Annotated in this window: 22 protein-coding genes; 9 read left to right on the top strand and 13 right to left on the bottom strand. The window is 60.8% G+C overall.

Annotated elements, in window-relative coordinates:
• The first annotated feature begins 43 nt into the window (after positions 1–43).
• Positions 44–2404, top strand: a complete 2361-nt coding sequence (locus ACM6IT_RS28740; protein ID WP_414919165.1) for a DNA polymerase II — start codon at positions 44–46, stop codon at positions 2402–2404.
• Here ACM6IT_RS28740 and ACM6IT_RS28735 read toward each other — a convergent pair.
• Entirely contained in the window at positions 2369–2839 is a 471-nt protein-coding gene (locus ACM6IT_RS28735) for a DUF1810 domain-containing protein (RefSeq protein ID WP_414912776.1), read from the bottom strand. The two genes, ACM6IT_RS28740 and ACM6IT_RS28735, sit on opposite strands and share 36 nt — an antisense overlap.
• A 25-nt stretch (positions 2840–2864) precedes the next feature.
• Positions 2865–3686 (bottom strand): aldo/keto reductase, encoded by an 822-nt coding sequence (locus ACM6IT_RS28730; protein ID WP_414919164.1) that lies wholly within the window; start codon positions 3684–3686, stop codon positions 2865–2867.
• 279 nt (positions 3687–3965) lie between these two features.
• On the opposite strand from ACM6IT_RS28730, the gene ACM6IT_RS28725 reads away from it, so the two are divergent.
• From ACM6IT_RS28725 to ACM6IT_RS28715, 3 genes are all read left to right on the top strand, one after another.
• Complete coding sequence (locus tag ACM6IT_RS28725) at positions 3966–4715, top strand: hypothetical protein (protein WP_414919163.1); 750 nt, start codon at positions 3966–3968, stop codon at positions 4713–4715.
• A gap of 128 nt (positions 4716–4843) precedes the next feature.
• Complete coding sequence (locus ACM6IT_RS28720; RefSeq protein ID WP_223541409.1) at positions 4844–5629, top strand: sulfite exporter TauE/SafE family protein; 786 nt, start codon at positions 4844–4846, stop codon at positions 5627–5629.
• 435 nt (positions 5630–6064) lie between these two features.
• Entirely contained in the window at positions 6065–6616 is a 552-nt protein-coding gene (locus ACM6IT_RS28715) for a DUF4174 domain-containing protein (protein WP_414912773.1), read from the top strand.
• 4 nt (positions 6617–6620) lie between these two features.
• Here the strand turns inward: ACM6IT_RS28715 and ACM6IT_RS28710 are convergent, their stop codons facing one another.
• The 5 genes from ACM6IT_RS28710 to ACM6IT_RS28690 form a co-directional block, all read right to left on the bottom strand.
• Positions 6621–10214 carry an ATP-binding protein gene (locus ACM6IT_RS28710; RefSeq protein ID WP_414919162.1) on the bottom strand — a complete coding sequence of 1198 codons (3594 nt, stop codon included), beginning with the start codon at positions 10212–10214 and terminating at the stop codon, positions 6621–6623.
• 3 nt (positions 10215–10217) lie between these two features.
• Positions 10218–10841, bottom strand: a complete 624-nt coding sequence (locus ACM6IT_RS28705) for a response regulator transcription factor (protein WP_056722467.1) — start codon at positions 10839–10841, stop codon at positions 10218–10220.
• Between the two features lie 143 nt (positions 10842–10984).
• Positions 10985–12094: a class C beta-lactamase gene (gene ampC, locus ACM6IT_RS28700; RefSeq protein WP_414912857.1), complete on the bottom strand. Its 1110-nt coding sequence runs from the start codon at positions 12092–12094 to the stop codon at positions 10985–10987.
• A 160-nt stretch (positions 12095–12254) separates the two neighbouring features.
• Complete coding sequence (gudD, locus tag ACM6IT_RS28695) at positions 12255–13598, bottom strand: glucarate dehydratase (protein ID WP_056722463.1); 1344 nt, start codon at positions 13596–13598, stop codon at positions 12255–12257.
• A 12-nt stretch (positions 13599–13610) separates the two neighbouring features.
• Entirely contained in the window at positions 13611–14957 is a 1347-nt protein-coding gene (locus tag ACM6IT_RS28690) for an MFS transporter (protein ID WP_414919161.1), read from the bottom strand.
• 280 nt (positions 14958–15237) lie between these two features.
• Between ACM6IT_RS28690 and ACM6IT_RS28685 the strand changes: the two genes are divergently transcribed.
• Entirely contained in the window at positions 15238–15948 is a 711-nt protein-coding gene (locus ACM6IT_RS28685; protein WP_056722458.1) for a FadR/GntR family transcriptional regulator, read from the top strand.
• Between the two features lie 157 nt (positions 15949–16105).
• Here the strand turns inward: ACM6IT_RS28685 and ACM6IT_RS28680 are convergent, their stop codons facing one another.
• On the bottom strand, positions 16106–17017 hold the full coding sequence (locus ACM6IT_RS28680; protein ID WP_414919160.1) for a DMT family transporter: 912 nt from the start codon (positions 17015–17017) through the stop codon (positions 16106–16108).
• Positions 17018–17113: 96 nt separating this feature from the next.
• Here ACM6IT_RS28680 and ACM6IT_RS28675 point away from each other — a divergent pair, with 96 nt between their 5' ends.
• Complete coding sequence (locus tag ACM6IT_RS28675) at positions 17114–17977, top strand: LysR family transcriptional regulator (RefSeq protein ID WP_414919159.1); 864 nt, start codon at positions 17114–17116, stop codon at positions 17975–17977.
• Positions 17978–18079: 102 nt separating this feature from the next.
• Here ACM6IT_RS28675 and yegQ read toward each other — a convergent pair whose 3' ends face one another.
• Positions 18080–19405 carry a tRNA 5-hydroxyuridine modification protein YegQ gene (gene yegQ, locus ACM6IT_RS28670; RefSeq protein WP_414912767.1) on the bottom strand — a complete coding sequence of 442 codons (1326 nt, stop codon included), beginning with the start codon at positions 19403–19405 and terminating at the stop codon, positions 18080–18082.
• A gap of 164 nt (positions 19406–19569) precedes the next feature.
• Here yegQ and ACM6IT_RS28665 point away from each other — a divergent pair, with 164 nt between their 5' ends.
• Complete coding sequence (locus ACM6IT_RS28665) at positions 19570–20631, top strand: AI-2E family transporter (protein ID WP_414912766.1); 1062 nt, start codon at positions 19570–19572, stop codon at positions 20629–20631.
• On the opposite strand, the gene ACM6IT_RS28660 is transcribed toward ACM6IT_RS28665, so the two are convergent.
• The 3 genes from ACM6IT_RS28660 to ACM6IT_RS28650 form a co-directional block, all read right to left on the bottom strand.
• Entirely contained in the window at positions 20628–20819 is a 192-nt protein-coding gene (locus tag ACM6IT_RS28660) for a hypothetical protein (RefSeq protein WP_414912765.1), read from the bottom strand. The two genes, ACM6IT_RS28665 and ACM6IT_RS28660, sit on opposite strands and share 4 nt — an antisense overlap.
• Positions 20820–20934: 115 nt before the next feature.
• Positions 20935–21129, bottom strand: coding sequence for a hypothetical protein (locus ACM6IT_RS28655; protein ID WP_056722446.1), 195 nt, complete (start codon positions 21127–21129; stop codon positions 20935–20937).
• A 235-nt stretch (positions 21130–21364) separates the two neighbouring features.
• Entirely contained in the window at positions 21365–21739 is a 375-nt protein-coding gene (locus ACM6IT_RS28650) for a hypothetical protein (RefSeq protein ID WP_056722445.1), read from the bottom strand.
• A 246-nt stretch (positions 21740–21985) separates the two neighbouring features.
• Between ACM6IT_RS28650 and ACM6IT_RS28645 the strand changes: the two genes are divergently transcribed.
• Both ACM6IT_RS28645 and ACM6IT_RS28640 read left to right on the top strand, forming a co-directional pair.
• The gene (locus tag ACM6IT_RS28645; protein WP_056722443.1) at positions 21986–22804 is read left to right on the top strand and encodes a shikimate 5-dehydrogenase; all 819 of its coding nucleotides are present in this window, start codon (positions 21986–21988) and stop codon (positions 22802–22804) included.
• Positions 22805–22813: 9 nt separating this feature from the next.
• On the top strand, positions 22814–23332 hold the full coding sequence (locus ACM6IT_RS28640) for a cupin domain-containing protein (protein ID WP_056722441.1): 519 nt from the start codon (positions 22814–22816) through the stop codon (positions 23330–23332).
• Between the two features lie 130 nt (positions 23333–23462).
• On the opposite strand, the gene ACM6IT_RS28635 is transcribed toward ACM6IT_RS28640, so the two are convergent.
• The gene (locus tag ACM6IT_RS28635) at positions 23463–24107 is read right to left on the bottom strand and encodes a YceH family protein (protein WP_414912763.1); all 645 of its coding nucleotides are present in this window, start codon (positions 24105–24107) and stop codon (positions 23463–23465) included.
• Positions 24108–24250: the final 143 nt, after the last annotated feature.

Here is a 24250-nt window from a genome sequence, read left to right as displayed (position 1 = left end):
ACGGGTAGAATCACCCTCTGAATCAGTTTCGAGGTTTGCAGTGGTGGATCTACAGCAGGGCTTCGTCCTGACCCGGCATTGGCGCGACACCCCGGCCGGTACGGAAGTCGAATTCTGGCTGGCGACCGACAGCGGTCCCCGGCGTATCCGCCTGCCTCATCAACCGTCGGTGGCGTTCATCCCCGCTGCGCAGCGCGAGCCCGCCGAACGCATTTTGCATGACGAGAAGAACGTCGAGCTCAGGCCCCTGGCCCTGCAGGATTTCGAACATCGCCCGGTCCTCGGTCTCTATTGCCAGCAACACGGCCAGTTGATGCGCCTGGAAACCGCGCTGCGCCGGGCTGGGGTCGAGGTGTTCGAAGCCGATGTGCGCCCGCCGGAACGCTACATGATGGAACGCTTCATTACCGCGTCGGTGCGTTTCAGTGGCACGGCGAATGCCGAGGGCCTGCTGCTCGATGCGCAGATGAAAGCCGATCCCGATTACCGGCCGAACCTCAAACTGGTGTCCCTGGACATCGAGACCACCGCCCAGGGCGAGTTGTACTCCATCGCCCTGGAAGGCTGCGGCGAGCGTCAGGTGTACATGCTCGGTCCGCCCAATGGCGATGCCAGCCAGGTGGATTTCCATCTCGAATACTGCGATTCGCGCACCCTGTTGCTGAAAAGGCTCAACGACTGGTTTGCCCGGTTCGACCCCGACGCGATCATCGGCTGGAACGTCGTGCAGTTCGACTTGCGGGTGCTCCACGAACACGCCCGGCGCCTGGCGGTGCCGTTGAAGCTGGGGCGTGGCGGCGAGGAAATGCAGTGGCGTGAACACGGCAGCGGAAACCATTACTTCGCTTCAGCCGCTGGCCGCTTGATCATCGACGGTATCGAGGCCCTGCGTTCGGCGACCTGGAGTTTTCCCTCGTTCAGCCTGGAAAACGTCGCGCAAACCTTGCTCGGCGAAGGCAAGTCCATCGACAACCCGTACCAGCGCATGGACGAAATCAATCGCATGTTCGCCGAGGACAAACCGGCGCTGGCCACATATAACCTCAAGGACTGCGAACTGGTCACACGGATTTTCGCCAGGACCGAGTTGCTCACCTTCCTGCTGGAGCGGGCCAGCGTCACTGGTTTGCCGGCCGATCGCATGGGCGGTTCGGTGGCGGCGTTCACGCACCTGTACATGCCGCTGATGCACCGTCAGGGTTTCGTTGCGCCGAACCTCGGTGGCAAGCCACCGCAAGCCAGCCCCGGCGGTTTTGTCATGGATTCGCAGCCGGGGCTGTACGAATCGGTGCTGGTGCTCGACTACAAAAGCCTTTATCCGTCGATCATCCGCACCTTCCTGATTGATCCAGTGGGGCTGATTGAAGGGCTCAAGCACCCGGACGACAGCGAGTCGGTGCCGGGTTTTCGTGGTGCGCGCTTTTCCCGCACCCGACATTGCCTGCCGTCCATCGTCGCCCGGGTGGCCGAAGGCCGGGAAACCGCCAAGCGCGAACACAACGCGCCGCTGTCCCAGGCGCTGAAAATCATCATGAACGCCTTCTACGGTGTGCTCGGCTCCAGCGGTTGTCGCTTCTTCGACACGCGCCTGGCGTCGTCCATCACCTTGCGCGGGCACGAAATCATGCTGCGTACCCGCCAGTTGATCGAAGCCCAGGGGCATGCGGTGATTTACGGCGACACCGATTCGACCTTCGTCTGGCTGCGTCGCGCCCATGGCCAGCAGGAGGCGGCGCAGATCGGCCACGCGCTGGTGGCGCACGTCAATCAGTGGTGGCGCGAGCACGTGCAGCAGGAGTACGGCCTGCAGAGCGTTCTGGAATTGCAGTTCGAAACCCACTACAAGCGCTTTTTGATGCCGACCATTCGCGGCGCCGAAGAGGGCAGTAAAAAACGCTATGCCGGGCTGGTCACCCGGGAGGACGGTAGCGACGAAATGGTCTACAAAGGCCTGGAAACCGTGCGCACCGACTGGTCGCTGCTGGCCCGGCAATTTCAGCAGGAACTGTATTCGCGGATCTTCCTGCGCAAGCCCTATCAGGATTATGTGCGTGACTATGTGCGCAAGACCCTGGCCGGTGAATTCGATGACCGGCTGATCTACCGCAAACGCCTGCGCCGTACCCTCGATGACTATCAGCGCAACGTACCGCCCCATGTGCGCGCGGCGCGCCTGGCCGACGAGTACAACGATCGGCAGGGGCGCCCGCGCCAGTACCAGAACGGCGGCTGGATCAGCTACGTGATCACCGTCGCCGGCCCTGAGCCACTGGAAGTGAGCAGCTCGCCCATCGATTACGACCACTACATCACCCGGCAGCTGCAACCGGTGGCGGACGCGATACTGCCGTTTGTCGACGACGACTTCTCAACCCTGGTGGGTGGGCAACTGGGCCTGTTTTGAGTCCATCAGCGACAGGGTCCAGTCGTCCAGGATGCCGTGGAAGTATTGGTTCAACGCTTGCTGGAAAAGGCTGTCGGCGTCGGCGACCTGGGCGAACAGGGTCATCGAGGAATGAAACTTCAGGTCGTCGGGATGACCGAAAATCCCCGCTACCGAGCGTTCCCGGATGTTCAGTACTTCCTGGGTGCAGGTGCGTAGCCGGGCGCCCAGCAACGGGTGCTCAAGGTAGGCCAGGGCTTCCTCCCGCGAGCGGATGGCAAAGCGGCGCGACATCTCGCTGCCGCCGAGCCCGGCAAACTGGGGAAAAATGAACCACATCCAGTGACTGCGCTTGTGTCCGTTGTTCAGCTCGTTTTGAACCCGGTCGAATACCGGGTCCTGAGCCTGGAGAAAGCGTTGCAGATCGAACGGGTCCAGGTGGTCGGTGCTTCTCATGGCGAAGCTCTCTGACTGCGGTGGTTCAGACCATGGCCAGCCGCTGTTTGCGTTGTGGCGCGTGAAACGCTTGGTCCAGCGCCTCCAGATCCCCGGGCTCAAGCTGTAACGTGGCGGCTTGGGCGTTGAGGCGTACATGTTCGGGTCGGACCGCCTTGGGGATGGCGATCACGCCTTCCTGACGCAGTATCCAGGCCAGCGCCACCTGTGCCGTTGTAGCGCTGTGCCGTGCGGCCACCTGCCTGAGCGTGGCGTCGAAGAGCAGTTTACCGCCCTGGCCAATCGGGCAGTACGCCATGACCGGCAACCGCCGTTGCTGGCTCCATGGCAGTAAATCAAATTCTATGCCCCGTTGTTCCAGGTTGTAGAGCACCTGATTGGTGGCACAAGACGGGGCGTCCAGTTCCAGCAGGTCGTCAAGGTCGAAGTTGGACACACCCCAACGACCGATCTTGCCGGCTTCGCGCAGGCGCTCGAAGGCTTCGACGGTTTCTTCCAGGGGATACTGGCCGCGCCAATGCAGCAGATACAGATCGATGTACTCGGTGCCTAGCCTGCGCAGGCTGCGCTCGCAAGCCTGGGGAATGCCCTGGCGACTGGCGTTGTGCGGGTACACCTTGCTGACCAGAAAGACGCTGTCGCGCTGGCCGGCGATGGCATCGCGGACCACTTCCTCGGCGCCGCCTTCGGCGTACATTTCCGCAGTGTCGATCAAGGTCATGCCCAGTTCGATGCCCAGGCGCAGTGCCGCGACTTCTTCCGTGTGCCGTGAGCGGTCTTCGCCCATCTGCCAGGTCCCCTGGCCGATCACCGGGACCCTGGTGCCTGCCAGTTCAAGCGTGCGCATGCAAACCTCCTGTGTGTACTCGGTGAATAGTGTAGGAGCTGCCGCAGGCTGCGATCTTTTGACTTTGATTGTTCAAGATCGAAAGATCGCAGCCTGCGGCAGCTCCTACACGGCGTGTGCACCGACCTGATGATTTTCTGATCCGTTTTTTCTTTGAACATTCCCCTGCCAGTGATCGATTGGTGCCACCCGGTACTGCACTTTTTCGAAATGTCCGGCTCTATCCATGGCAGCCTGCGGCGATCCCCACCGCCGGCCCATGCCCAAGTCCAAGAACCCATGGCTCGAGTTTCACCCGCAATCACTACTAAAATCCGCCGTCATTGCCTGCTCCTGGCAGGTTTGTCGATGTTCTTCGTCACCGGTTGCAGCCAGCAACAGGGCGGCGACATCATTGACCAGATGCGCGAAGGCAAACCCCAGGAGTTCCTGCAGACCAGCGTCGATCGCATGGCCACCCTGACCATGCGCGACAACCTCGACAGCCTTTACCTGCTGATGAGCAAGCTTTACCTGCGTAACCCCGATGAACTGAAAAAATCCGGTTTCCTCGATGCCCGCACCGCCGGCAAGCAAGTGCGCATGGCCATCGAGCTGCAGCAACCACTACCGACCCTGGGCGGCAAAAAGGACCTCGCGGCCCTGCGTTTTGCCATGAGCCCGGAGTTTCTCGGCGACCGGGTCGGGGCGTTCATCTATGCCATCGGCAGCATGCTGGTGACCGCCCATGGCAATCGCCTCGAGTTCTACATGACCGATACGATCAACCCGGTATTCGTCAGCAATGCCGCGCGCAACATCGAGATCGCCACCTGGATCCTCAGTCAGCGACAGAACAAAGAAGGCCAGCCCTTGCTGTTCTCCAACGAAATCTCGGAGGAGGGCAGCAACCTGAGCTTTGCCGTGGAGTTCGGCAAAATCGTCGCCCGGCTGGACCTGCTGACCCAGATGCTCGACGAACGCTACCGGCGCATCGGCCTGAACTATGCGCAGAGCCTGCTGTTCCTGAATTTCCTGCCGGTGCAGTGAGCACGACACATATTCCTTGTGGGAATTGAGTTCAGGGTATAAAGATAGATCGTATCGATATAACTGGTTATAAGAAATATCGCTATGCTGCGGGCCAGATTTCCCCTGCGATCTTTGTGGAAGTATTCATGGATTTAGTGAACATCGGGTTGGTCGTTGCCGGGCTGGTTGTCGGCTTCATCGTCGGCATGACTGGCGTAGGTGGCGGGTCGCTCATGACCCCGATCCTGCTTTGGTTCGGCATCAACCCGGCGACGGCGGTCGGTACCGACCTGTTGTACGCCGCCATCACCAAATCCAGCGGTGTCCTGGTTCACCGCAAGAACAACAACATCGACTGGGCGATTACCGGCTGGCTGACCTTGGGCAGCGTGCCTGCGGTGGTGTTGACGCTGTGGTTCCTCAGTACCCTGCACAGCGCCCCCGAGGCGATGAACGCGATCATCAAGCAGGCCCTCGGGTTTGTGTTGTTCGCCACGGCACTGGCGATCCTGTTCAAGAAGCGCCTGCTCGACTTCGCCCACAAGCGTGCGGGCGGCAACTACAACCCCAGCGGACTGCGCTTGAACGTGATGACGGTCATCACCGGGCTGGTCCTTGGCACGATGGTCGCGCTGACGTCCATCGGCGCCGGCGCACTGGGCACGGTGGCACTGTTCATTCTCTATCCGATGCTGCCGACCCGCCGTCTGGTGGGGACTGAAATTGCCCACGCGGTGCCGCTGACCCTGGTCGCGGGCCTTGGCCATGCCAGCATGGGCAACATGGATTGGCACGTCCTGGGTTACTTGCTGGTGGGCTCGTTGCCGGGGATTTACCTGGGCAGCCACCTGACCGGGCGCATCTCCGACGAACTGCTGCGCCCTTGCCTGGCGACCATGCTGTTGTTGATCGGCTACAAACTGGCGTTTTAACCCCTGCACGCAATGCCCTGTGGGAGCTCCGGATCGGTTACCCGTTTGGCGGGATGAACCGGATCCTGTAGGAGCTGCCGCAGGCTGCGATCTTGTTGCGGATCATGCGGTGTATGCAGAAATGTCAGATCAAGATCAAAAGATCGCAGCCTGCGGCAGCTCCTACCTGGGGGTTGGCGGTATTCGGCAGGTTGATGTTCAGCTCCCAGGCACACCCGCCGTCCTCCCGCCTGATCATTGGCCTGCCTGGCGCTCGCCAGGCTCGGCCCATCACGGATCGGTGGGTTGTCATGAGCCTCATGATTCACCCAGCCTATTGCGCAATGACCGCCCTGACCTAAGCTTGGGGCAAGGCGAAAAATATTGCGGTACGTCACCCGGAACGATCGCCGCGATGCGCAATCATTAGAGCGTGGATATCAAAAGGAGATGCGCATGCTCATCAGGTCACTGACCCTGGCTACCTTGCTGGCGATTGCTGGCACCTCGTTCGCCGCCGATGGCGACTCACCGCTGGACATGGACAAGGGCAGGGCCCGACCACTGATTGTCATCGCTCCAAGCACCGTTGATCCGGCCTGGACCAGCCTGAAGAAGTCCCTGGATGAGCCGGCCAACCGCAAGGGATTCACCGACCGTAACATGGTGCTCTACACCGTACTCAACCTGATGGGCCAGCGCGACGGCAAGGACCTGGGGCCACAGGACACGGCGGCGCTGATCCGCTCGCTCAAACTGGGTGCCGGCGCCAAGACCAAGGTGATTCTGGTCGGCAAGGACGGCGAAAAGAAACTTGAACAATCGGACGCCTTCAAGCTGGACGAGATTTTCAGCGCTGTCGATCAGTTGCCGGCGGCCGAGAAAGAGTTTACAGCGACCGTGGCGGCTCCCGTCACTGAAGCCGAGCCGGCGGCCAAAGGCGCCAAAGGTACAAAACCAGGCAAACCGGCCAAGCCCGCCAAGCCGCCTGAAATGCCGGATGATTGATGTCCTACACGCTATCGCTGTCGATGACGCACTGAATGTGCGTCTGCAGACGCTTCATCTGGCGAGCAAAGGCCTCGAACAAACGATGCACTTCCTGTTGGGTGGTCGTTGCCTCACAACCTGACTCCAGCTGTTCGCAGGCCCTGATCAACGGCGTTGCATGAATGATCCGCGCGCTGCCAAGGATTTTGTGGCAACGCCGGCCCATGGCCCGGAAGTCGCCCGCGCGAAACAGTTCCTGCATGGCGTCGAAATCTTCCTGGTTGGTACGCAGCACGGTCGTCAACAACTGGCGGCTCATCAGCGCATCGCCAGCGGTAATGTCGGTGACCCTGGACAGGTCGAAGCACGGCTCGCTGGCCTGGCGCGTCCGTTCGGACTCGTGCAGGTAACGTTCCAGCGCGCTACGCGTGAGCGGCTTGAACAGGCAAGCGTTCATCCCGGCTTCGAGGCAACGCTGGATTTCCTCTGGCTGGGCATTGGCGGTCAGCCCCACCACATGGGTCGGCGTGCGACCTTCGGCCACTTCGATGGCGCGCAACTGGCGGGTCATCTTGTCGCCGTTGAGCAGCGGCATGCTGCAGTCGGTGATCAGGTAATCGAACCTGTCCTGGCGCCAGAGATTGAAGCCTTCCAGGCCGTTTTCGGCGCAGGTGACACGCAGCCCCAGGGATTCGAGCTGGCGTTGCAATACCACGCGATTGAACTCGTGATCCTCGACAATCAGCACGTAGAGCGGCGGTAGCGGTGGTAATGGCGCGGTATCGATGGGCGAGGGTGCGTCGCCTTCGCTGACGGGTGTCACCTGCAGCGTCAGCGTAAAGCACGAGCCCTGGCCCGGGGTGCTGGTGCAGTCCAGGCGGCCACCCATCAGTTGGGTCAGTTGTTGACAGATGGCCAGGCCCAGACCGGTACCGGTCTGCAATTCGCAGTCCTGGTCGGCGAACTGGGTGTAGGGTCGGAACAGGCGCTGGCGTTGCTGTTCGTCCATGCCGATACCGGTGTCTCGTACCACCAGTTGCAGGTGCGCGAACGGCGTATCGCTGCTCAGACTCAGCTCGACGGTCACCGTACCCTGTGTTGTGAATTTGATGGCATTGCTCACCAGGTTGGACAGGATTTGCCGAAAGCGCAGCGCGTCAAGTTGCACCGTGATGTCCGGGCCATGACTGACAAACTCCAGTGCGAGGTTTTTCTGTTGGGCGAGGCTGGCGAAACTCTGCATCACCGTGCGCGCCAGGCGTTGCGGGTAGCTGCTGGTGCTGCGCAACTCAAACTGCCCCGACTCGATTTTCGACAGGTCGAGAATCTCGCCAATCAACTCCATCATGCCGTTGGCGGATTTCTGCGCGATGTCGATCAGTCCTGCATCGGCATTCTGTTCGGGCTGATTTTCGCGCAGCAATTCAAGCACACTCACCAGTGCACTCATGGGCGTGCGAATCTCGTGGCTCATGACCGCCAGGAAATGGCTTTTGCCGCGATTGGCCGATTCGGCCTGTTTCCTGGCCTGGATCAGCGCATGTTGCAGGTGGTGTTGCTCGGTCAGGTCGATCCAGCCGCCAATGACGCCGGTCATGGTGCCATTGGAATCGCGGTACGGCAGTGCCCAGTGGTAGACGTGGCGCTTCTGGCCCTTGACTGTCATGGTGAAGTTGTCGAAGGACGGCTCCCCGCTCTCAAGGGTCGTACGGTGAATCCGCTTGTAATTGTGGGCGTCGTCGAGGGGCAGGATATCGGCTTCGATCAAGCCTTTGTTCAGCACCTGATCCAACTCGACCTGCATCGTTTGCACGTAGGCACGATTGCAGGTCAGCAGCAGGCCTCTGCGGTCGCGGACATAGATCGGGTGCGGTGTGCCGTCCACCAGTACCTTCATGAATTCCAGTTGGTCGTTCAAGGCTTTTTGCGCCTTGAGGCGTTCGGCGATTTGCCGGCGAAGTCCGAAGTTCCAGGCAAGCACCACCAACAGCACCAGCACCATCCCCAGTACTGCCCGAAAGAACCAGTTCTTGTAGGCGCTCCAGCCTCCGTGGCTTTGCTGCGGGTTCTGCCAGCGGCTCGCCAGGCCACTCAATTCATCGGGCGAGATGTCGAGCAACGCCTTGTCGAGGATCGATACCAGTTCGGCGTTCTGTTTGCCGCTGGCAAAGGCGATCAGCGCCGGTTGCGCGCCGAGCACCGAATCGATCTGCAACTGGCCACGGAAGAACCGGTCGATCAGGTAGCCGGCGCCCAGTTGTGGCTGAATCACGCCATCGACCTGACCTTCGGCGAGTAATTCGTAAGTCTCGATCGGTGTATCGACTTCGACCACCTTGATGTCGGGCCATTCGCGCTCCAGCCAGTTGGCCGCCGCGGAATCCTTGATGATCGCCACGGACTGCCCCTTGAGTCGGACCAGGCCCTCATGTTCAGGCTGCACCCGGGTGACCAGCACGAACGGGTTGATCATATAGGGCCGGGAGAACGCCAGCCGTTCCTCGCGCCGGTCACTGTAGGTCAGTGCCGCAATCAGAGCGGGCGGGTCGCGTTCGGTGCGGCGGATCATGGCTTGCACCGAAGAAATCTTGCGCGGGCGGAACACCAGGCCGGTACGATTGTTGATCATCTCCAGCAGATCCGCCGCCATGCCGCGCATCTGATCGTGGGAATCAAACAGGCTGAAGGGCGAATACAGGTCGTTGGCCAGCACTTCGATCTGCGGATGGTCCTTGATCCATTGCTGCTCGGTGGCGGTCAACTGCAAGCGCTTGTAGCCGAGCCCCGGGTTGGCGCCAATGCCCCAGTGGCGGGCAATGACCACGCGTTCCTGGGGCGACAGGGTTGCCAGCGCGCTGTTGAGCAGGGTCAGTAGGCGGGTGTTCTGGCGCTGCATGGCAAAACTGAAGCCCAGGCCTTCGGAATCGCGCTGGACAGTCTGTTTCAGGCTCTGCTGGTAACTGCGTTCGAGCAGGTACTGTGCGGAAATCGCGTCGGTGAGCAGCACCATGCCTTCGCCATAGGCCACCATGCCGAGGCCGTGCTGGGTCGAATCGACGGTTTGCACCGGGTGGTCGGGAAACAGCGAGATTACCCGATCCTGCTGGATCCAGTCCGGATCGAACAGCACCGTGGTTCCCGGCGGCAGTTCATTGTTCATCCAGTGCGTGCCGAAACGGCTGACCAGCACGGCCTGGTCGTAGGCATAGGGTGCGCTCAGGCGCAGGTCGCTGTACTGCGTTTCCAGGTGATTGATCCGCGGCACCAGGTCGATTTCGCCCCGTTGCAAAGCACTCAACGCATCGGCCTGACTGGCATAGCGTTCGACGCGTACACGTACGCCCAAGGCTCGCGCGAGCCAGTCGAGGTAGTCGGCTGAAAGACCTTCGTAGTCCTTTTGGTTGGCAGTGATGTCCAGTGGCGGACGGTCCGGCAGATAAACGCCGGCGCGCAAGACGTCCTTCTGCTCCAGCCACTGACGCTGCGCCGTGTTGAGCGCCAGGCTCATGTCGCTCGTGGGCGCACGGCTGAGCAGCGTCAGGGGATCGGCGCAGGCGTTCAGGGCCACCAGTATCAGACCGAGCACTCCCGACAGCCGCAGGACCAGTCGATTCATGGGTCAGGCCAGGTCGTTGCGTTTGGCGAACTCGATCAACTCAAGCAAATTACTGGCATTCAACTTTTGCATCAGGCGGGTCTTGTAGGTACTGATTGTCTTGTTGCTCAATAACATGTCGTCGGCGATCTGCTTGTTGCTCAGGCCTTGGGCCAGGCCGTGCAACACCTTGAGTTCGCGCCGGGTAATGCCGCTGAGCAGTTGCACATCGTTGCGGGCGAAATCGCTGTGGCGCACCGACTTGAGCGTACCGACCGGGAACCAGGATTTGCCATTGGCTAGCGCCTTGAGTGCCGTCACGATCTCCACCGGGTCATCGGCCTTCGACAGAAAGCCTGCTGCACCGGCCCGCATGCATTGCGCGGCGTACGACTGGCTTTTCAGCCCCGTGTGAACCAGGACATGAGCCGGACTGCCGCCGATGCGCAGGCGATCGATCACCGCCATGCCATCGAGTTGCGGGATATCCAGGTCAAGCACTATTGCATCGGGTTTGAGCTCGAAGGCCTTGCTCAACGCGTCCACACCGTTGTCGCACTCGCCGACGATGACATGGCCTTCACGGGCCAGAATTATTCCGATCGCCATGCGCACGACAGCGTGGTCATCGACCAACAGCACTTTCATGGATCAATCCTCATGTCCTGTTTCAGCATAGTCCCGCCACCCCCCCCCCCAAAGGATTCGGCAGACCTGATGCGTGGCCAGGTGACGCAAAAAAGAGGCGCGAATCCTACTTGGTTTATGTGGGTATGCAAGGCGGGGCGGTCTTACCGGGTAAGGGCGCTCAGAATCTGATGAGCAATCCTGACCCGTTCTGCATTGGGATAATTCTTGTTGGCCAGCATCACAATGCCAATGTCCTTCGATGGCACGTACGCCACGTAAGCCCCAAAACCACCGGTTGAGCCTGTCTTGTTGATCAGCGCGTCCTGCGGCTGCGCTTGTGGCGGGTTCAGCCACTGGACTTCATGGGCCTGCATGGCCATTGGCGTAGAGTTGCCGTCCAGCAGGCGATCCAGTGTGATCGGGTAGCGATACATCTCCCAACCGAGGCCCTGGGTCATACCGCCAACGGTGTAGTAACCGCTATGGGTCAAGGCGATGGCTTGCTGCAATGGTTTTTCCAGAGACGTCGGCTTTATGTTCGCGCCGACGTAGGCCAGCAAGTCAGCGGCACTGGTTTTCACCCCGTACGCCTCGGAATCCAGCGCACCCGGAGTGACCCGTACCGGTTGGCCTTCCTTGTTGTAGCCTTGGGCGTACAGCGCCATCTGAGCCTGCGGCACGTGCACATAGGTGTGCTTGAGGCCGAGTTTTGGCAGCAGGGTTTTCTCCATCAGGTCATCAAACGGCCGGCCCATGCTTTGCGCGGCGAGGTAGCCGAACAGGCCGAGGCTGGGGTTCGAATACAGTCGGTGGCTGCCGGGAGCGTAGAGCGGTTTCCATTGCTTGTAGTAGCCGAGCATTTTGTCGGCCGAATCATATTCAGCGGGGAATTGCAGGGGTAGGCCGCCAGCGCTATAGGTGCCCAGTTGCAGCACGCTGATCTGGTCGAACGCACTGCCGCGCAAGGCTGGCAGGACCTGGCTGGCCTTGTCCGACAGCGACAGCTTGCCCGTGGCCTGGGCGTAGGCGGCGAGGGTGGCGGTGAAGGTTTTGCTGACGGAGCCGATTTCGAACAGGGTGTCTTGCGTGACGGGAGTGCCGGTTTCTTTCGAGGCGACGCCATAGTTGAAGTAATGCGCCTGGCCGTTGACGGTGATCGCCACGGCCATGCCGTGAATTCCCTCGGCTTGCATCACCGGCTGTACAGCGGCGTTCACCACTGTCTCGATTTGATCCTGCGCAACGCATTGGCCCGCGGCGAATATCGCCATGCAAGCGGCGATGTTTTTCAGCCTGTCCATGTTGGTTTCATCCGTCGTTGATTCAGTTGCGCGTCATTTTAGGGCGTGAAGCGCCATGCTCCGAGCGCTTTTTAAAATCGGCCGCCAACAGGCGGCCACGCGCACCCCTTGATTCAACGCGCTTGCCGATTCAACGCACCAGGCACGGACGCTTGTTATCGAACTTCCAGCCGGGAATCAAAAACTGCATCGCCACGCTGTCATCCCGGGCCCCCAGGCCCATGCCTTTGTACAGTTCATGGGCCTTGGCGACCTGATCCATGTCCAGTTCGACCCCCAGCCCCGGTTTCTGCGGCACCTGCACGCAGCCGTCGACGATTTGCAGCGGGGCCTTGGTCAGGCGTTGGCCGTCCTGCCAGATCCAGTGGGTGTCGATGGCGGTGATCTCGCCCGGCGCGGCTGCCGCGACATGGGTGAACATTGCCAGGGAAATGTCGAAGTGGTTGTTGGAGTGCGAACCCCAGGTCAGGCCCCATTCGTGGCACATCTGCGCCACGCGCACCGAGCCCTGCATGGTCCAGAAGTGCGGGTCGGCCAGGGGAATGTCGACCGACTGCAACTGGATCGCGTGGCCCATCTCCCGCCAGTCGGTGGCGATCATGTTGGTCGCGGTCTTCAGGCCCGTGGCCCGGCGGAACTCGGCCATGACTTCGCGTCCCGAGTAGCCGTTTTCCGCCCCGCACGGGTCTTCGGCATAGGCCAGCACGTGGTGCTGATCGCGGCACAGGCGGATGGCTTCTTTCAGTGACCAGGCGCCATTCGGGTCGAGGGTGATGCGCGCATCGGGGAAGCGCTCGGCGAGGGCCGTGACCGCTTCGATTTCGGCGTCGCCGCTGAGCACACCGCCCTTGAGCTTGAAGTCCTTGAAGCCATATTTGGCGTGAGCCGCCTCAGCCAGGCGCACCACCGCGTCGGCGGTCATGGCTTTCTCGTGCCGCACGCGGAACCAGTCGTTGTCGGCGTCCGGTTCGCTGCGGTAGGCGAGGTCGGTTTCGTTGCGATCGCCGACATAAAACAGATAGCCGAGCATCTTCACTTCATCACGCTGCTGGCCTTCGCCGAGCAGGGCGGCCACCGGTACGTCCAGGTGCTGGCCGAGCAAGTCGAGCAATGCGGCTTCCAGGCCGGTGACGGCGTGAATGGTGATGCGCAGGTCGAAGGTCTGCAAGCCGCGACCACCGGCATCGCGGTCGGCGAAGGTCTGGCGAACCTGATTGAGGATCTTCTGGTAGGTGCCGATTGGGCTGCCGACTACCAGGCTGCGTGCGTCTTCGAGGGTCTGGCGGATGCGCTCGCCCCCCGGCACTTCGCCGACGCCGGTATGGCCGGCGTTGTCCTTGAGGATCACGATGTTGCGAGTGAAAAACGGGCCGTGGGCGCCGCTCAGATTGAGCAGCATGCCATCGTGGCCGGCCACCGGAACAATCTGCATGCTGGTGATGATCGGGGCCTTGGCGATTTCTTGTGCAGTCATTTTCTTATCCTTTCAGGCGTGACGTGGCGCAGCTTTGGCCGATTCGACGGCAGGCGCGGATTTGGGTTTGTTGCGGGCGGCAAACACGATGATGGCGGCGATGATCGAGGTCGCGGCCAGGCCGTACAGCCCGCCCTGAATGGAGCCGGTGCGTTCTTCCAGCAGGCCGAAAGTGGTCGGCGCAACGAAGCCGCCGAGGTTGCCCACCGAGTTGATCAGCGCGATGACGCCAGCGGCAATGCGCGCATCCAGATAGGCTTGGGGAATCGGCCAGAACAGCGACGAGGCCGATTTGAAGCCCAGTGCGGCAAAGCAGATCGCAACGAAGGCGAAGACCGGCCCGCCGGTGGTGGACATGAACATCCCGGCCGCGGCGATCAGCAGGGCGGTGGCGACCCAGGCTTGCTGGTGTTTCCATTTGGCCGACAGGGAAGCGAAGGCGTACATGCCGACAATCGACAGCAACCACGGAATCGAGTTGAACAGCCCGACCTGGACATCGCTCAGGTCGCCCATCTTCTTGATGATGCTCGGCAGCCAGAAGGTCGCGGCGTAGATGGTCAGCTGGATAAAGAAGTAGATCAGGCAGAACAGGATGATCTGGCGATCCTTGAGCAACTTGCCCAGCGACGGCTTGATCGGCGTGGCGGCTTCCCGGGCCAATTGTTCATCGTCGATGGCCTTGACCAGCGCGTCCTGCTCTTCGCGACTCAGCCATTTGGCGTCATGGGGTCTGGAGTCCAGCCAGAACCAGACGAACACGCACAACCCCACCGAAAACATGCCCTCGATGAAGTACATCCATTGCCAGCCGTGCATGCCCAGGCCGCTGATTTGCAGGAGCAGCCCGGACAGCGGGCCGGAGATCAACGAGGCAATCGCCGAGCCACTGAGGAAGATGGCAATCGCCTTGCCGCGCTCCACGCCGGGCAACCAGCGGGTGAAGTAGTAGATCACCCCGGGAAAGAACCCGGCTTCGGCCACGCCCAGCAGAAAACGCAGGATGTAGAAGTGGGTTTCGTTCTGGATGAACGCCATGCCCGCGGCGACCAGGCCCCAGGTCAGCATGATCCGGGTCAGCCAGATGCGAGCGCCGACTTTCTGCAGAAGGATGTTGGAGGGCACCTCGAACAGTGCATAACCGATGAAGAACAGACCGGCGCCCAGGCCGTAGGCGGCCGCGCCAATGCCCAGGTCGTGTTCCATGTGGGCGCGGACGAAACCGATGTTCACGCGATCAATGTAATTGACGATGAACATGATGACGAACAGCGGCAAGACGTGACGTTTGACTTTGGCGATGGCGGACTTCAGCGCTGGATTGGCGTCGTCGTGCATCCCGGGGATGGATGTATTCACTGCGTTTTCTCCCACTCGTTATTTTTATGCGGGGTGAAGCTGGGTGCTACGTTGTTGATAGACATCATACAACTAGGTTTTTTCATCTTGCAACCACGTTTATTCAATGAAATGGCGCTTTAACAGAGGTTTTTTATTCTATTGGTGGTGGCGGATAGCCCTTGAAACGAATCAAAATGGGCTGGTTGTTGAGTGTTGTCATACAAGATGCCGAGATTTTTTCAGGATTCCCGTCTGGCGCGGTGCTACGATTCGATAGCCCTGATTTCCGGACACCACCATGCAAGAAGACCTCGAAGTACCCGCTCGCAAGCGCAGCCACAACCTGGCCCATGACCTGGTGGAGAAACTGACCCAGCGCATCCTGCTCGGCCAGATGTTGCCCGGCGACAAGCTACCGTCGGAAAACACCATCGTTCAGGAACACGGGGTCAGTCGCACGGTGGTGCGTGAGGCGATCTCGAAGTTGCAGGCCTCGGGGCTGGTGGAAACCCGGCACGGCATTGGCACGTTCGTGATCGAGCGCGCGCCGGAGCAGGGGCTGCGGCTGAATGTCGATACCGCGTTGGGGGTGCGCAGCATTCTGGAGTTGCGCATGGGCCTGGAAACACAGGCGGCGGCGCTGGCGGCAACGCGCCGTACCGACCTGCAACTGGCGCAGATGCGTGAAGCGCTGGACGACTATCAAAGCCTGCTGGCCAACAACGACAGCTGTGTCGAAGCGGACCGGCGTTTTCATCTGCTGATCGCCGAAGCCACCGGCAACGTTTGCTTCACTGAAATCATGCAGCATCTGGGCAGTGCAATGATCCCGCGCACCCGGGTCAATGCCGCCGAGCGTGGCGCGGTGGACTTGAGCAAGCTCGGCCAGTTGGCCAACCTCGAGCACGAGGCGATTCTCAATGCCATCAAGCGCCAGGACCCGGACGCGGCGCGGGCGGCGATGTGGCTGCACCTGACCAACAGTCGCGACCGGTTTTCGGCTAGCTGAGGTTGTCTGTTCTTCAGTGGCACCGAGTCATCGTTCTTCGCGAGCAAGCCCGCTCCCACAGGGGTTTTATCCATGCCGTAGTGCTTGAGTACGACTCAAAACCTGTGGGAGCGGGCTTGCTCGCGAAGACGTCAGTCCAGGCAGCAAAAAACCTGGATCAGACCCTGACAGCCTTAACAACCAAAGCCCGCCGCTCCAGATTCAGCGCCAGCACACTCGCCAACACCACCAGCCCGCCGACCACGATCATCAATGTCGGCCGCTCACCAAGCGCATAGGATGCAATCACCATCGCCGTCGGCGGCGTCAGATACAGGGTCATCGTCGCCCGGCTCAAATCGACATGCGCCAGCACATAGGCCCAGGCCAGGTACGCCAGGGCGCTGGGGAATATCCCCAGGGCAATCACCGCAAACTGCACGCGCATCGGTGCCAGGGCGACTTGATCTGCCAGGCCGGGCAAGAAAACCAGCAACAGCGCCGTCCCGGACCACACCGTGTAACACACCAGTGTCAGCCCGTCGTAACGTCCGGTGTGATGCTTTTGCAGGGCAAAGTAGAGGCTCCAGGACACCGCCGCCAGCAGGATCAGCAAACCGTGGGCATCAATGCTGCCCAGGCCATGATCGCCCGCCACCACAATCACCACGCCCAACAACCCGAGCAGCACGCATCCCCAGCGCCACTGGCTCACCTGATCCTTGAACACGAAGCGCGCGATCAGCGTGCTGAACAGCGGCGTGGTCTGGGCCAGGACGCTCGAAGCGCCAGCACTGACACCTTGCTGCCCGAAGTTGATCGCCACGTGGTGCAGGCTCACCGCGAAGAAACCCAGGCCGAACATCAGCGGCAGATCGCGCAGGCTCGGCAGGCGAATGCTCTTGAACATCGCGACCACCGCCATGAACACAGAAGCCAGCAGGAAGCGCAGGAGCGCCAGGTGCACGGGGTCGTAGGCCTGCAAGCCGATATGGATGCCGGTCGGGGAATAGCCCCAGCACGCCACGACAAACGCCATGGCCAGAATGATTTTCCAGGGGGAAACGGGGGAGGGTGTGAGCGGCTTCATGGTCGTGCACCTGTGGGCGGATGCACCGAGTATCAGAAAGCGGATCGTTCGCCACAACTGACTTATACTGCTCTGATCGTTCACTATGGGTGATGTATGGAGCTGGCACAGATTCGCATGTTCAAGACCGTGGCCGATGTCGGCAGCATCGCCCGCGCGGCCGAATTACTGCATTGCGTGCCGTCGAACATCACGGCACGGATCAAGGCCCTTGAGGCCGAACTGGGTGTCGCGCTGTTTCTGCGTGAGGGCCGAGGGCTGCGCATCAGCCCGTCGGGGCAAACCTTCCTGGCCTACGCCTCGAAAATTCTTGCCCTCACCGCCGAGGCCAAGCGCGCGGTCGACCCGTCGGCCGAGCCCTCGGGGCCGTTGCGCATCGGTGCCATCGAGTCGTCGGCCACCGGGCGATTGCCGCGCCTGCTGGCGAAATTCCACAAGCGTTTCCCGCAGGTGGCGCTGGAGCTGACCACCGGCTCCTGGGGGCAGTTGCTCGACGACACGCTCAATCACAAGCTCGACGGCGCCATCGTGGCGGTGGATGTCGAGCGTTCACACCTCAAGCGCACGCCGATGTACCGCGAAGAGCTGCTACTGATCGCCTCGACCTCCCTGGGGCGGCTGCGGAACGTCAGCGATCTGCAAGACCAGACCGTGTTCATGTGGCCCCAGGGTTGCCCATACCGGGCGGCGCTGGAGCATTGGTTGTTGCGACAGGGCCAGGCGCTGCCGATTGTCAGCCTGGCCAGTTATGGTGCGATTGTCGGTTGCGTCAGTGCCGGGGCCGGCGTGGCACTGGTGCCCAAGGGCGTGTTCGACCAATACGCCAAAGGCGCCGGCTGTGTGGGGTTTGAATTCCCCGAACTGACCGCCGTCGACAACCTGTTCTACTGGCACGAAAACGCCGGGGTGCACCCGGCGCGTGAAGCGTTTGTGGCGATGCTGCGCGAGGAGTTTGCCTAGGTTCAGGATCAGCCAATGTAGGAGCTGCCGAAGGCCGCGATCTTTTGATCTTGAAAGGCAACGTCAAAAGATCGCAGCCTTCGGCAGCTCCTACAGGGGGGGTTACGGTGTGCCGATATCCCGCATTAGCAGGCCAAAACCCAGATCCACTGCATCCGGTATCGGCAAATACACCGTATGCCCATCCCCCGGCGCTACCTCGATTCCTTTGCCCCTGGCGTTTTGCAACTGATGCAGATCGAAGTGGAAGTTGCCCTTGGGCGTCATCAGCTCCATGTGATCGCCCAGTCCGAAACGGTTCTTCACCTTGACCTCGGCCAGGCGATCCCGCCGCTGCCCGGTCAGTTCACCGACAAACTGCTGGCGCTCCGAGACCGAGCTGCCGTTCTGGTAGTTCTGGTACTCGTCATGCACATGCCGGCGCAGAAAGCCTTCGGTATAGCCGCGCTGGGCGAGGGATTCCAGGTCGGTCATCAGGCCGCGGTCGAAGGCCCGGCCCGCCAGCGCATCGTCGATGGCGCGGCGATAAACCTGGGTGGTGCGCGCGCAATAAAAGTGCGATTTGGTCCGGCCTTCGATTTTCAGGGAGTGCACGCCCATGTGGGCCAGGCGTTCGACGTGCTGCACGGCGCGCAGGTCCTTGGCGTTCATGATGTAAGTGCCATGTTCGTCTTCGAAGGCCGGCATCTGTTCGCCGGGACGATTGGCTTCCTGCAACAGGAACACCTGCCCGGTGGGCGCCCCGATGCCCAGGGTGGGTTCCGGTTGATACTGCTGCACGATCTCGCCGAGAGTGTTTTCTGTGGCCGGTTGCGCCGAATATTTCCAGCGACAGGCATTGGTGCAACTGCCCTGATTGGCGTCACGCTTGTTCATATAGCCCGACAGCAGGCAGCGCCCGGAATAGGCCATGCACAACGCGCCGTGCACGAACACTTCCAGTTCCATGGCCGGCACTTGCTTGCGGATCTCGGCGATTTCTTCCAGGGACAGCTCCCGGGACAGGATGATCCGGCTCAGGCCTTGCTGCTGCCAGAACTCGACGCTCGCCCAGTTCACCGTATTGGCCTGCACCGAAAGGTGGACCGGCATTTGCGGGTAGTGCCGGCGCACCAGCATGATCAGGCCAGGGTCGGACATGATCAGCGCATCCGGGGCCATGGCGATCACCGGTTCAAGGTCCTTGAGGAAGGTCTTGAGCTTGGCGTTGTGCGGCGCGATGTTCACCACCACGTAGAAGCGCTTGCCCTGGGCCTGTGCCTCGCGAATGCCGAGGGCCAGGTTGGCGTGGTCGAATTCATTGTTGCGCACCCGCAGGCTGTAGCGCGGCTGGCCGGCGTACACGGCATCGGCGCCGTAGGCGAAGGCGTAACGCATGTTTTTCAAGGTGCCGGCGGGGGCGAGCAGTTCAGGCGCGGTGAGGTTCATGGCAGTGTCGGTCGCAAAAGCCGCACAGGGTAAATGCCCTGTGCCAAGGCTTTATTGACCTGGATCTATGCCGGATCAATAAACTGATGGCACTCGCGCGAGCCGTGGCGGACTAAACATCAAGGCGAAAGTTTTTCGTCCTGACTGGCTGGCACGGATCGGACATGAACGAAACGACACTGCAAGACAAGTCCTTGATGGTTTTACTGGTGCTGGTGAGCGCTGCCTTCATCTGGATCCTGCTGCCGTTTTACGGCGCAGCGTTCTGGGCGGTGATCCTCGGCATCGTCTTTGCGCCACTGCAGAGCCGACTGCAACTGAAGTTCGGCTGGCAACGCAACCTCACGACGCTGTGCACATTGAGCATTTGCCTGGTGATCGCGATTCTACCGGTGATCATCATCAGCACCTTGCTGGTCCAGGAGGGAGCGGTACTCTACAAGCGCGTCGAGAGCGGTGAACTCGACATCGCCGGGTACGTGTCGCAGTTCAAGCACAGCCTGCCACCGTATTTCCAGTATCTGCTGGATCGCTTCGGCTTGGGCGAGTTGAGCGGGCTGCGAGAGAAAATCGTCAAGAGCGCAATGACCGGTGGGCAGGTGCTGGCCTCCCAGGCGTTCAGTTTCGGCCAGGGCACGTTCGAGTTCATCGTCAGTATCTTCATCATGCTGTACCTGCTGTTTTTCTTCCTGCGCGACGGTGCGGAACTCGCGCGCAAGGTGCGCCAGGCGGTGCCGTTGCAGGAGCAGCAGAAACGCCGATTGCAGCTCAAGTTCAATCGTGTGGTGCGGGCCACTGTGAAAGGCAACCTGTTGGTGGCGATCACCCAAGGCGCGCTGGGCGGTCTGATCTTCTGGTTCCTGGGCATTCCCAGCGTATTGCTCTGGGCGGTGTTGATGGCGTTTCTGTCGCTGCTGCCGGCGGTGGGAGCGGGAATAGTCTGGGTGCCGGTGGCGGTGTTTTTCCTGTTTACCGGGGCGATCTGGAAGGGCGTGGTGCTGGTATTGTTCGGGGTCTTCGTGATCGGGCTGGTGGACAACCTGCTCCGGCCGTTACTGGTGGGCAAAGACACCAGGATGCCGGACTACATGATCCTGATCTCGACCCTCGGCGGCCTGGCGATTTTCGGACTGAACGGCTTTGTCATCGGCCCGTTGATCGCGGCCCTGTTCATGTCGAGCTGGGCCATTTTCATTGAAACCAAACCGCGGGTGCAGCTGCCTTAAGCGCTCAGCCTGCCGGACTGGCCAGTGCCGATGCGTTGCGACAGCTCCTTTGCCGCGGGCAGCGAAGTGAGCGGGCCGCTGATCTGCACGCCGTCCCGCACCAGATACCAGCAGGCGAGCATGCCCAGTTCCCTGAGCTGTGCGGGGACGGCGCTGCCGATAACGGACATGATCTGAACCTTGGACATGACAAGTACCTCCATCAATCTGTGGAGTTACTTTAAGGTCCGGGTGCCTTGAGGGGTAATCAACGCTTTCGATAGTGGTCATTGATGCCGGATGGGGCAAACGACCGTTGGTCGGTCAGTCGACCACCTGATCGAGCATATGAACCACTTCCTGCTCGTTGAGCAGGCCCTTGCGCACCAGGCTTTGCGCCAGCAGCGAGAGAAACTTGGCGCTGCGATGACCTTCCAGGTGCTTGAGTTCGGTCAGTGCGTTGTACACCTTGCCGGAGGTGCACAGACCGACGATGCGGTGCGGGTTTTGCGTGGGCATGTGGTCGTCCTTGTTGTTATCAACCTGTTTTCGACGGACAGCACCGAGCTTGCGGAACTGTCATGACAAAAATATGACCGTTTTTTGCCGCACGGCAGAAAACGGGTCGAGTCCATCTTGCCAACTTCTGCCACGGGCACTGTCCCGATAGCGACCTTGGCGAGATTTATCCAGACCTGTACCGACAAACGGGGATAAAAAAGCCCCGCTGGTTCAGCGGGGCTTGAAGCGTTCGTTACCAGCGACCATGGCCGTGGCCGTAGTAGCCCCGTGGTGGGCCATAGTAACCACGGGGTGGACCGTAGTAGCCACGGGGTGGGCCGTAGTACACCGGGGCCGGACGGTAGTAGATCGGTTGCTGCACGTAGACCGGGGCCGGCTGGTAGTAAACCGGAGGCGGTGGCGCGTAATAAACCGGCGCGGGCTGGTAGTAGACCGGTTGCGGTGCGACATAGACCGGGCGGTTGGCGTTGATCAGAGCCGAGCCGACGATGGCAGTACCGACGATCGCTCCAAATACCGCGGCGTCATTACCATGACCGGCTTGCGCCTGTCCTGCGATAGCGAGGGTGCCGATCAGCAAGGCTACTGTGGGGACTTTACGGATCATGATAGTTCCTCGGTTCTTCAACCCGGCGCCTGTGTCTGCAATAGACCCAGGGATTGTCGCGGGGATACTTCTAAGACAGCTTTTTTTCGAAAAACAGCACGGCCGCGAGGTAAATTTTGTGTAAGGTCTGTAGCGACTTTTTTACCGACCCGTGTAAGGCCGCGATAACACACTTAAATGATCGATCAGAACCCGATGGAGGGCTAATCCCGTCCATCCGAAAAGTGCATTTGAAGGAGCTTGCCCATGCAGATGAACCCCAACAAAGACACCCAGCTGTGCATGTCCCTTTCAGCACGCCCCGGGAACTTTGGTCTGCGTTTTCACAATCATCTGTATGAACAACTGGGCCTGAATTTTTACTACAAGGCCTTTGCCAGCCAGGACCTGACGGGGGCCGTTGCCGGGATTCGCGCCCTGCGGATTCGTGGCTGTGGCGTGTCGATGCCATTCAAGGAAGCCTGCATTGCCTTGGTGGATGAACTCGACGCGTCTGCCGCCGCCATTCAATCGATCAACACCATCGTCAACACCGACGGTCATCTCAAGGCCTACAACACCGACTACATCGCCGTGGCCCAGTTACTGGAAAAACACCAGGTGCCCAAGGACTCGACCTTTGCCTTGCGCGGCAGTGGAGGCATGGCCAAGGCCGTAGCGAGCGCCTTGCGCGATGGCGGCTATGAAAACGGCGTGATCGTGGCCCGCAACGAGCGCGCCGGACAGGCGCTGGCGCAGTCATTGGGATATGAGTGGCAGGCCGAGCTGGGGAGCCGTCGCCCGCAAATGCTGGTCAACGTTACCCCGATCGGCATGACGGGAGGACCGGAGGCCGAGCAACTGGCTTTTGAGCCTGAAGTGATCGAAAAAGCAGAAACTGTCTTCGATGTGGTGGCGATCCCATCGGAAACACCGCTGATCGTGCGTGCTCGCGCCGAAGGCAAGCGGGTCATCACCGGGCTTGAAGTGATCGCGATCCAGGCGCTGGAGCAATTTGTGCTCTATACCGGTGTACGGCCGACAGACGAGCAATTCCAGAAGGCCGTGGCGTTTGCCCGCAGCTAGGAGGTGTCCATGCATCCCCCCATTCTCAATCTGGACTCAGTCGAACTTGAACCGCTGCCCGAAGCGTTTGCGCCGGGCGGTGAAACCGCCGGGCGCTATCAACAGCGCCTGGCCCGAGTCGGTCAGCAATTGGGGGCGCAAAAGCTGGGTTATCGCCTGTATGCGCTGGAGCCAGGCATGCGCGGCAGCCCGTTCCACAGTCATCGGGTCAATGAGGAAATGTTCTACGTTGTGGCCGGGGAGGGAGAGGTCCGCCTGGGAACCGAACGTTTTCCGATCCGCACCGGTGATGTGATCGCCTGTCCACCGGGCGGGCCTGAAAAGGCGCACCAGATCATCAATACCAGCAACGGCGAGTTGCGGTACCTGGCCGTCAGCACCCAGCAATCACCGGAGATCTGTGAGTACCCGGATTCCGGCAAGTATGCCGTGATGGATGACTTCAAGGTGGATGCCGAGGGTAATGCGTCAGGCTTTGTTGCCGTTGCCCGGCAAGCCGATGGAGTGGATTACTGGGACGGCGAATAGGCGCGAACACCGCCAAACCCCTGTGGGAGCGGGCTTGCTCGCGAAAGCGTCGGCCCATCCGGCATTGATGTGACTGACAGTCCGCCATCGCGAGCAGGCTCGCTCCCACATCGGGATCTCTGTAGCCTGATTACTCGAGCCGAGCCAGCCTTTCTTCCAGGGCAGCAATCCGCGCTTCCAGTTCTTCGATCCGTTCAACCGAAACCCCGCTGCCACCCCGTTCGGTCGGGTTTTGCCGTGCCGCCATGATCGCCTCGATATCCGCCGGATCACCCAAGGCGTGGGTATAGCGGTCTTCGCGCTGACCGGCCTGACGTGGAATCAGCACGGCCAAGCCCCGGGCAATCAGGCGTTCGAGTTGATGCACCACCTGTTCGGTGTCTTCGAATTCATGCATGCGGCCACTGCGGGTCAGCAGTTCATTGACGGTCTGCGGGCCGCGCAGAAACATCAGCCCGGTCAGGATGACCTGTGCCGGTACCAGCTCCAGGGCCTTGTCCACCTTGTGTTCCCAGCGGTCGGCGCGGCTGCCCATCACCAGTCTGGTGAAGCCGCGTCCTTCGAGGGCGCGCAGGCTCTGGCCAACCTGGCCAGGCGTCAGGTTCATCACCGGCTCGCGGCTGGTTTTCTGGTTGCAGGCAATCACCAGGGCATTGAGGGTCAGGGGATAGGTTTCCGGGCTGGTGGCCTGTTTCTCGATCAGCGAACCCAGAATGCGGATTTCCGTACTGTTGAGCCGCGGCTCGTCGAAAGTCGTCTCTTGCTCAGTGCTCATGGTTCTGCATCCTTAGCCGATTCATGTTTTTCACTTGCGTGGGCGCACTTTGACATCGCCCGTTCGGACTAGGCAAGGCTAACGATTCTGCCGCCTCCTGCTGGCGCCAAACTTCATGCTCAAAGGGGTGTTGCGCCACGCGT

Origin of the sequence: Pseudomonas sp. IT-P4 (assembly GCF_949767755.1) — a bacterium.
Taxonomy (GTDB): Bacteria; Pseudomonadota; Gammaproteobacteria; order Pseudomonadales; family Pseudomonadaceae; genus Aquipseudomonas; species Aquipseudomonas monachiensis.
This window is presented reverse-complemented; position numbering and strand designations above follow the sequence as displayed.

Coding starts and splice junctions, on each gene's coding strand:
- ACM6IT_RS28675 (WP_414919159.1), top strand. CDS start 17,114: ATGGAGCTGGCACAGATTCGCATGTTCAAGACCGTGGCCGATGTCGGC.
- ACM6IT_RS28705 (WP_056722467.1), bottom strand. CDS start 10,841: ATGAAAGTGCTGTTGGTCGATGACCACGCTGTCGTGCGCATGGCGATC.
- ACM6IT_RS28735 (WP_414912776.1), bottom strand. CDS start 2,839: ATGAGAAGCACCGACCACCTGGACCCGTTCGATCTGCAACGCTTTCTC.
- ACM6IT_RS28730 (WP_414919164.1), bottom strand. CDS start 3,686: ATGCGCACGCTTGAACTGGCAGGCACCAGGGTCCCGGTGATCGGCCAG.
- ACM6IT_RS28685 (WP_056722458.1), top strand. CDS start 15,238: ATGCAAGAAGACCTCGAAGTACCCGCTCGCAAGCGCAGCCACAACCTG.
- ACM6IT_RS28710 (WP_414919162.1), bottom strand. CDS start 10,214: ATGAATCGACTGGTCCTGCGGCTGTCGGGAGTGCTCGGTCTGATACTG.
- ACM6IT_RS28655 (WP_056722446.1), bottom strand. CDS start 21,129: ATGCCCACGCAAAACCCGCACCGCATCGTCGGTCTGTGCACCTCCGGC.
- ACM6IT_RS28680 (WP_414919160.1), bottom strand. CDS start 17,017: ATGAAGCCGCTCACACCCTCCCCCGTTTCCCCCTGGAAAATCATTCTG.
- gudD (WP_056722463.1), bottom strand. CDS start 13,598: ATGACTGCACAAGAAATCGCCAAGGCCCCGATCATCACCAGCATGCAG.
- yegQ (WP_414912767.1), bottom strand. CDS start 19,405: ATGAACCTCACCGCGCCTGAACTGCTCGCCCCCGCCGGCACCTTGAAA.
- ACM6IT_RS28650 (WP_056722445.1), bottom strand. CDS start 21,739: ATGATCCGTAAAGTCCCCACAGTAGCCTTGCTGATCGGCACCCTCGCT.
- ACM6IT_RS28645 (WP_056722443.1), top strand. CDS start 21,986: ATGCAGATGAACCCCAACAAAGACACCCAGCTGTGCATGTCCCTTTCA.
- ACM6IT_RS28635 (WP_414912763.1), bottom strand. CDS start 24,107: ATGAGCACTGAGCAAGAGACGACTTTCGACGAGCCGCGGCTCAACAGT.
- ACM6IT_RS28665 (WP_414912766.1), top strand. CDS start 19,570: ATGAACGAAACGACACTGCAAGACAAGTCCTTGATGGTTTTACTGGTG.
- ACM6IT_RS28660 (WP_414912765.1), bottom strand. CDS start 20,819: ATGTCCAAGGTTCAGATCATGTCCGTTATCGGCAGCGCCGTCCCCGCA.
- ACM6IT_RS28715 (WP_414912773.1), top strand. CDS start 6,065: ATGCTCATCAGGTCACTGACCCTGGCTACCTTGCTGGCGATTGCTGGC.
- ampC (WP_414912857.1), bottom strand. CDS start 12,094: ATGGCGATATTCGCCGCGGGCCAATGCGTTGCGCAGGATCAAATCGAG.
- ACM6IT_RS28725 (WP_414919163.1), top strand. CDS start 3,966: ATGGCTCGAGTTTCACCCGCAATCACTACTAAAATCCGCCGTCATTGC.
- ACM6IT_RS28640 (WP_056722441.1), top strand. CDS start 22,814: ATGCATCCCCCCATTCTCAATCTGGACTCAGTCGAACTTGAACCGCTG.
- ACM6IT_RS28720 (WP_223541409.1), top strand. CDS start 4,844: ATGGATTTAGTGAACATCGGGTTGGTCGTTGCCGGGCTGGTTGTCGGC.